The sequence below is a fragment of the Saccharospirillum sp. genome, from assembly GCF_040881935.1.
GTDB lineage: Bacteria > Pseudomonadota > Gammaproteobacteria > Pseudomonadales > Natronospirillaceae > Saccharospirillum.
In genome coordinates, this window is sequence record NZ_JBBECH010000009.1 from 1 (window position 1) to 7,602 (window position 7,602).

5 protein-coding genes are annotated in these 7,602 nt (G+C 56.0%); 3 read left to right on the top strand and 2 right to left on the bottom strand.

Going from position 1 to position 7,602, the window contains the following annotated elements:
* On the bottom strand, nt 1–329 hold a 329-nt coding region (locus WEB54_RS00735), incomplete at its 3' end, for a DUF4168 domain-containing protein (protein WP_368052735.1).
* A 511-nt stretch (nt 330–840) separates the two neighbouring features.
* Between WEB54_RS00735 and WEB54_RS00740 the strand changes: the two genes are divergently transcribed.
* The 3 genes from WEB54_RS00740 (at nt 841) to WEB54_RS00750 (ending at nt 6,446) form a co-directional block, all read left to right on the top strand.
* Nucleotides 841–2,322, top strand: a complete 1,482-nt coding sequence (locus WEB54_RS00740; protein WP_368052736.1) for a sensor histidine kinase — start codon at nt 841–843, stop codon at nt 2,320–2,322.
* A complete protein-coding gene (locus tag WEB54_RS00745) occupies nt 2,315–3,715 on the top strand; it encodes a sigma-54-dependent transcriptional regulator (protein WP_368052737.1) in 1,401 nt (466 codons plus the stop codon). Before WEB54_RS00740 ends, WEB54_RS00745 begins: the two co-directional genes overlap by 8 nt.
* A 109-nt stretch (nt 3,716–3,824) precedes the next feature.
* The gene (locus WEB54_RS00750) at nt 3,825–6,446 is read left to right on the top strand and encodes an EAL domain-containing protein (RefSeq protein ID WP_368052738.1); all 2,622 of its coding nucleotides are present in this window, start codon (nt 3,825–3,827) and stop codon (nt 6,444–6,446) included.
* Here WEB54_RS00750 and WEB54_RS00755 read toward each other — a convergent pair.
* Complete coding sequence (locus WEB54_RS00755) at nt 6,443–7,384, bottom strand: DMT family transporter (RefSeq protein WP_368052739.1); 942 nt, start codon at nt 7,382–7,384, stop codon at nt 6,443–6,445. The genes WEB54_RS00750 and WEB54_RS00755 overlap by 4 nt on opposite strands.
* Between the last annotated feature and the right edge of the window lie 218 nt (nt 7,385–7,602).

Here is a 7,602-nt window from a genome sequence, read left to right on the forward strand (position 1 = left end):
GCCTGCACCCGCTCCATCAGTTCCGGGTTCTGGCTCATCTGCTGGGCAATCTGGTTGTATTCTTCAACGGTCATGCCAGTTTCTTCAACAGCAGCGACCATTTCAACCTGCGCTTCCTGCTGCAGTTGCTGAGCGACTTCCTGAGATTCAGCTGATGCGATCTGCTCAGAGTACTCATTACCCAAATCACGGACATCGGTCAGGGCAGAGGCAAATTGCTCCAGTTGAGCATCGTCCACTGTTGCGGAGCCGTCTTCGGCCATGGCGGGTGTGAACGCGGCTGCGGCGACCAGGGTCAGACTGGCTAATAACGCTTTAAGGTGACTCATAGTGACACTCCTTAGTGTAGTTACAGGTTACTTTCAAAAGTGATGACTCACATGCCGGGCCACTTGGATCATGTTCAGCGGTAACACCGGTTACTCACCCTAGTGCTGGAATCGTGCCACCCATCTTCATTTTTTCGAAATATCACATAACTTATTGTTTTTAAAAAGATTTTTATAGCTCTACGGCTTATCCAAAGCGATAACAATCTCGAACTGCCGAAACTGGCCAGATAAAATGGATACTTTCGATACACTCTGTATCCATCTGTCCAACCCGACGCGATCTGCATCGGGTGGAAGCCCGCCGCACTGCCGATGGCTCTGGGCATAAGTACATCCCAGTTTACTGCCATCGGTCTGGTTTGTTTCCTGCATTGCTATCACTTAACCACCCGATCAGCCCCGGTAACGTCTCGTTCTTGGCTTATTGGGTGTATACTTTCGATACATGCCCGATCGGTCAGCGGCACCTCTGACCGATCAGGCATTATGCACAAGACTGGAGGTAGCCGTGCTCAAGGGTCCGCTACGAAGCTTGCATTTATCGATGCTGGTCTGGGTGGTTCTGCCACTGCTGGTGTTGTCGGCCATGGTTGTTCAACTGAGCCTGCATCTGGCCGTGGCACCGGCGCAGGAAGACCGCCTTAAACAAGATCTGGAACTGGTAGCCCGGGCCGTCCGGCTACCCATTGGGGAAAGCCTGGCCAACGGTCAGGAAGCCGATATTCAAAACGCGCTGAATTCCATTTTCTCCATTGGCCGGGTATATGGAGCAACCGTTTTCGATATCAACGGCAATCGCGTTGCGTCGGTCGGTACCGCCGACTCCAGCCTGAGCAATACCCAGGTCGCGCAGATCGTGGTGGACACGGGCGATACCCAGGAACGGAGTCGCACCATTAACGGTCGTAAACTGTTTTCGCAATTCCTGCCGTTGTATGGCGCCGGGCGGCAGATAAACGGCCTGATCCAGATCACCCGGCTGGAAAGTGATTTCGATAAGGCCAACCGGGTGGTCAATCTTTACTCATGGGGCGCCTGGATTGTGGCGGCCGGGATTATGGTTCTGATCATCATTTTTGGTCATTACCGCGGCATCGGCCGTCATGTGCAGCGTCTGGTGGAAGCCATGAACCGCATCGAAGGTGGCGACCGGTCCATCCGGGTGCCGGCGACGGGGCCGCGTGAAATGGCGGACATCAGTCTCGCACTGAACCGGATGCTCGATGGCTTGGATCAGGTTGAACGGGAAGTGCACGAGCATCAGCAAGCCCAGCGGGAACTGAACAAACGGATGCAGGCTCAGGAAAAAATGGCCGCCATCGGTCGAGTTGCCAGCGGCATTGCGCATGAACTCGGCGCACCACTGAGTGTGATTTCAGGCCGGGCTCGCCGCTTGAAAAACCAGATCGGCGATAATCCAGAGAGTCATGAGCAACTCAACAAAATTGAACACCAGGTCAACCGCCTGAATCGGATCGTACGCCAGTTACTCGATTACTGCCGACCCGACGGCCATGCTCAGGTACGGCTGAATCCCGAGTCGGTAGCCCGGACGGCCGGTCACGACCTGTCGTCGGAATGGCCCGAGCATCTGGCCGCTATTCACTGGGAGATTGCACCTGACCTGCCGTCCATCGTTGGCAATGAACCCCGTCTGGTACTGGCACTGGTCAACCTGATACGCAACGCCATGCAAGCCGCACGCAGCTGGGTTCAAGTCACCCTCACGGCGGACGCCTCGACGATCCGTTTCATCGTAGATGACGATGGAGATGAATCGGCCCCGGCCCCCAGCGAAACCTTGCTGGAACCCTTTTATACCAACAAACCGGCTGGCCAGGGGTCCGGGCTGGGGCTGGCCATTGTGAATAATGTGGCGCTCGAACACGACGGCACCCTCACCCTTAGCCAGGGGCCAAAGGGCGGTTTTCGGGCGGAACTGAGCTTTCCGTTACCGCAGCCAGTGCAAAAGGAGTCAAGCCATGAGTGAGCAAACCCGCATTCTGATCGTGGAAGACGATCAGGACCTGGCCGATCTGCTGGTGGATGAACTGAGTGACGAGGGCTTTCAGGTTCATCACTGTCTGTCGACCGAAGCCGCCGTTCCGACCCTGCATGAACTGCAGCCCGACCTGGTTATTAGCGATCTGCGGTTACCCGGCAGCAGCGGCATGGATATGCTCAAGCATTGCCGTTCCGGCAGCGCACAGCCCAGCTTTCTGATGATCACGGCTTACGGCACTATTAATCAGGCGGTGGAGGCGCTCAAGGCCGGGGCCAATGAGTTTCTGACCAAGCCTTTCTCCATGGATCACCTGATTCTGACCGTGCGCAAGCTGCTGAAACACCAGCAAATGCAGACTGAAGTCGAGCAATACCGGCGTTTGCTCGCCTCTGATCAGTTTCAGGGGCTGATTGGACGCAGCCGAGCCATGCAGTCGCTGTATCATCAGATTCAGCAGATTGGACCGGCTGACGGGCCGGTGCTGGTTTTGGGTGAGAGTGGCACCGGCAAGGAACTGGTGGCCAAGGCCATCCACGCAGAAAGCCAGCGCTCGACGGGTCCTTTTATCGCCGTCAACTGCGCCGGTATACCGTCCGAATTGATTGAAAGCGAGTTTTTCGGTCATGCCGCCGGGGCCTTTACCGGAGCTCGCGGTTCTCGTCCCGGGCTGTTCAGTCAGGCAGAGGGTGGCACGCTACTGTTGGATGAAATTGCAGAGATGCCGTTCGGCCTACAGGCCAAGCTGCTGCGCGTGCTGCAGGAAGGCACCGTCAGACGCGTGGGTGAAGACACTGAGACACCGGTGAACGTGCGCATCATCGCCGCGACTCACCAGGATCTGGAAGGGTGCATCCGGGATGGACGGTTTCGCGAAGACCTCTACTACCGGCTGGAAACCTTCGCGTTGTCGATCCCACCGTTGCGCGAGCGCCGTGGCGATACCCTACTGCTCGCGCGTCACTTCCTCAAGGCCGCTGTGCAAACCAAAGAACCGGCCATTATTGGTTTTACCCGGGAGGCCGAACAGGCACTTGAAACCTACCCCTTTCCAGGGAACGTCCGGGAGCTGCAAAACGCGGTGGAACGCGCCATTGCCTTTTGCGACCAAGCCGAGATCGACCGTCGCCACCTGCCTAGCCGCGTTGCCGAGCACGATGAAGACAACGAGACCAGGTCACTGGAAACACCACCGCGGCAGCTTCCGACCACCAACACCAGTGCCCTGCCCAGCCTGGAAGCGGTACAGCGGGATTATATCCACCAGGTGCTATCGATCACCGCCGGTAATAAACGCCGGGCTGCAGACATACTGGGTGTCACCCGTCGCACACTGTATCGCTGGCTGGCCAAAGACGACGATCAGACAGATGTGCCTTAATGGCACACCAACCGCTTAGCCCACTGCCAGCAAGCGCTGAACCGGTATCCGTCTGGCTTCGATCAAGGCTATACTGGAATTACACTTAACCAAGCCGAGGATAGACTGCATGCTGGCAGTGAGTCTGGTCACCGCTTTGTTGCTGTTGCTGGCGACCTTTTTCATTGACTCAACAGGCGGTGATATCGCCCTCGCTGTTGCTGCTGCCAGTAGCGTGTTAGTAGGTGCTTACTATCATAAAGCACTCTCTGTTCTGCAGCTTGCGGTACTGGCCGCGGTAACGGTTATCCCGGTGATCCAGTGGTTCGAAGTACTGGTCATCGAACGGGATCGCAGCCAGCAACAACAAGCGGTTGCAGAGCAGATCGGCACTCTGTCCAGCCAGTTGGAAACTGCACTGATTGCTAACCGGGGGTATCTCGATGCTCTCAGTTTGCTGATATCAACGCAGCCCGATGTTAGCCAGGAGCGCTATCATCAATGGTTGGAACAGTTAGTTCCAGCCCAGACATTCAGTTTGTTGAACATCGCCATCACCAATCAGTTTGTGATCACTCATGTTTACCCGCGAACTCCCCAAAACCTCGAATTACTGGGTGCCAACACGGCACTGGTAGCCGACCAGGTTGATGATATCCGGGAGGTAATGGAAACCCAAACCGCCAAGGTCGTTGGCCCCATCCAGGTGTTGCAGGGCGATACTGCGCTGGTATACCGGCTACCGGTCTCCGGCCAACCGCACATGATTGTCTCTGGTGTCGTCTCTCTGGATCAGGTCATTGCTCAGGCCGTCTCGACCGGCATGGACAACCTAAAACTGGGCCTGACAGTCAGCCGTAGTGAGGTGGTAACCCGCCTGTTCAGCCAGGGCACGCTGGGCCGCTACCAGGTTTCAACCCGGTTTGAGCATGGCGGCCTGGACTGGACAATTCTGGCAGAACCCGAAGCGGGCTGGATTCCACCAACCGAAGCCCTCTGGCTGATGCGTGCGTCAGCTTTGGGTGTCTGGCTGTTTATTCTCTTACTGCTGGGCGCGCAATACCGGGTTATGCGCCAGCGTGAACGGGAACGACTGCAGTTAAAAACTCAGGAAGGCAAACTTCTGGAAGCACAGCGGCTTGGCAAGCTTGGCTCCTGGACATCACTGCCCGGTGATCAGTTTGCCTTGTCGGCGCCGTTGATGGAGTTGCTTGGCACCGATCAGCCCAAGCTCTCCCAGGATGCAGTGATAGCCTACATTTACGAACCCGACCGGCCTTATTTCACCATGCACACCCAAAGTGTGCTGGATGACAGTCAGCCGTTTGCCCGATTCGAACACCGCATCATTACCCCCAGCGCCTTGTTGTGGGTGGAGCAGACCATAGCGCTGAACGACAACCGCGAACTGACCGGTATGCTGCGCGACATTACCGACATTAAATCGACCGAAGCTGAACTGCAGAAACTCAGTTATTACGACTCTCTGACCGGTGCGTCCAATCGCAACTTCTTCGGCAAGCAGGTGCAGCAAGGTATCTCGCTGTCGCAGCGCAACCAGAACCACCTGGCGCTGGTTTTGTTGGATCTGGATAACTTTAAGACCATCAACACCAGCTACGGCCACACCGTAGGCGATGAAGTGCTCAAGCAACTAACCGAGCGCATTAAATACTGCATTCGCAACAGCGACACCGTGGCCCGGCTGTCAGGTGACACCTTCGCCATTTGCCTGCAAAACCTGAAAGACCCCAGCCATTGTATTTTTGTGGCAGACACCTTGTTGAAATCCATTACTGAAATCATCGAAATTGACGAGGTGCGAATCAGCATCACCGCCACACTGGGCGTTGCCACCAGCCCGACCGATGACACGGAATACGAGGGCCTGGTCAAGAAAGCCGAAATTGCCTTGCGCAAAGCCAAGGAAATAGACCGCGGCAGCTATCAGTTTTATTCCGACCAGATGAACCTGGAGAACGACCGGCGCCAGGACATTCTGCGTCTGTTGCCCTATGCGCTGCAAAACAACGAGTTTCATCTGGTGTTGCAACCCAGGGTCGACCGGGTCGATCAGCACTGGTGCAGCCTGGAAGTTCTGCTGCGCTGGAACAGCCATGAACTCGGCGCGGTTTCACCTGCCGAGTTCATTCCCATTGCCGAGGACAGCCATCTGATCGTTGAAATCGGTAACTGGGTTATTCGACGTGCGCTAGAGGAGTTCAGCCAGTATCTGGACCAGTTAGACGAGCGCGTTGTGCTGTCTATCAACCTGTCACCCAAACAGCTCGAGGAACGCAATCTCAGCTTGTTCATTGCCAGTGAAATTCACCAGGCCGATGTGCCCGCGCACCGGGTTGAATTTGAAATTACCGAGCACTCCCTGACCGAAGAATCCGAAACAACGCTAACCGCCATGGCCGAACTGTCGTCGATGGGCATACGCTTCGCGATGGACGATTTCGGCACCGGCTATTCCAATCTGGGGATGTTGCAGGCGTTACCGTTGCACGTACTGAAAATCGATCAGCGTTTTATTCAAAGTCTGGAAGACGGGCCGCGCCATCAGGCCCTGGTCGAGGCAATTATTGATTTGGGCCACACCCTGAATCTGACCGTGGTCGCCGAAGGGGTGGAAACCGAAGCCCAGGTCACGCTGCTGTCGACGCTGGGCTGCGATGAACTGCAAGGCTACTATTACTACCGGCCGCAACCTTTCGCAGACCTGCTGAAAGAGCGCGTAAACACCTAGGCGTCCTCTGGCGGCATGGAAACTTCTTTGGCTTTTTGCCGCATTTGCGTCAGCAGCAAGGTCAGCGCAACGCCGACTATGACGCACACAATGCCCAGCCACTGGGCGGCAGACACAGGCTCACGCAGCACGACCAGCGTCAACAATGCATTGAACAGTGGCGCCGTAGTCATCATCAACCCGGCGATGTTGGCGTTGCTGGCACCCACCGCCTTGATCCAGGAGAAGAACGCGATCAACGACGGGAACACCGCGACATAAGCGACCGTCCACCACAGGTCGCTCGGCGGTACCAGAATCTCGCCACGCAGGGCACCGCTCAGCCAAAAAGGCACAATCATCAGGCTGCCAACACCGATGAAAAAGGTCAGCATGCCCACGCTGTTCACTTCCCAGACCGGCAGTTTTTTCAGCATTACCGAATAGAACGACCAGCAGATCAGCCCCAGAAAGAAGATACCATCACCGATCAAAGAGCTACCGCCAATACTGATTGACCATTGCCCATCGGTGAGCACCACATAGGCACCAAACACCGCCAGCGTGGCGGTCAGCCATTGGGCGGCCGTCAATCTTCCAATGCCCATCCAGGCGCTGAGGATGAAGATCATCACCGGCATCAGGGCACCCATGGCACCGATATTCACGGGCTGAGTGTACTTTAGCGCCCAATACTGCAGGGTGTTGTACAGAGTGACACTCAGCAACGCGAGCAACAGCAGCGTTTTAAAGTGAGTCCGATACCAGGGCCACTGCCGCCGGATATGAGGAATACCGAAGGGTGCGATCAGCAAAAATGCCAGCCACCAGCGGAACTGGGACAGCGTGAAAGCGGGCAGCGACACCACGGCGATCTTGCCGACGATGGCGTTGGTGGCCCAGAAAAAATTAGCCATTGCCGAGAAGCCGATGGCGATGAGAAGTTGGCGTGAGGTCATAGTACGACGCGTATCGTTGAAATTTATTATGAGGTGGGAGTGTCGGGGTTTTGGGAGGCTGAGGCAAGGCCTAAACCTTGATGAACTTGAACGGCGGGCGGGGTTGTCGGCTTCGCCGGGCAAACAAAAAACCCCGGTAACCCGGGGTCAACTGAGTGTACATCTTTACTCACTCACTGGGCTGTTACAAAGTCACTGTAAATACCGTTACTGTCGAA